Below are 752 nucleotides of genomic sequence, written 5' to 3'. Positions count from 1 at the left end.
GATAGGGGGTATGAATCTTATAATTTGATGGCTCATTGCCAAGAAAAAGGCTGGTTCTATCTGATTCGGATTCGAGATGGGAAAAACAGTATGAAGCAAAGTTTGGACCTACCTCATACAGAAACCTTTGACGAGTCCTTTACCTTGAAATTAACCCGCCGACAAAATAAGGAGACCAAAGAACTTCTGAAAGATAGGAATCAATACAAGTTTATTCCCAGCAATCAAACTTTTGATTTTCTATCTAAAGAATGGGAAAGGGGAGCTGAAGCAGAGTTTTACTCCCTTTCTTTTCGCATGGTTCGGTTTGAAATAGCCCCTGATAAATACGAGACTCTCGTGACCAATTGTGATAAGCCTGTAGACTATATAAAAAGCCTCTATGCCCGTAGATGGGGCATAGAGACCGCTTTTCGTCACTTGAAATATGCACTTGGATTGGTGAGTTTTCACGCTAAAAAGCTGGAAGGCATTCTTCAGGAAATATTCGCTCGTCTCACTTTTCACAATGCCGTCAAAATGACCACTTCTAAGGTCATCATTCCAGAGCGAAAAACAAAGTATAGATACAAAATCAGCTTTTCGGATGCCTGCTATATTTGTCGTCTCTTTTTCCGTCACCAAATACCTTCCAAGCAAGTTGAAATCTACCTCCAATCCCACCTCTGTCCAATTCGACCCGATAGACAGGCGAGGAGGAAGGTTCGATATCAAACACTTGTAGATTTCACTTATAGAATAGCATAAAATCG

At 40.7% G+C, this 752-nt stretch carries 1 protein-coding gene; it reads left to right on the top strand.

Annotated features, from left to right (window positions below; translation table 11 throughout):
• Positions 1-747 (top strand): transposase (locus tag ODU55_RS11660; RefSeq protein ID WP_398582913.1); only part of this gene is annotated, 747 nt, incomplete at its 5' end.
• Positions 748-752 lie beyond the last annotated feature (5 nt).

The sequence above is a fragment of the Streptococcus sp. 2022WUSS037 genome (genome assembly GCF_044427225.1).
Taxonomy (GTDB): domain Bacteria; phylum Bacillota; class Bacilli; order Lactobacillales; family Streptococcaceae; genus Streptococcus.
Note: the sequence above shows the minus strand (reverse complement) of the source record. Positions and strands in the feature narration are given on the sequence as shown.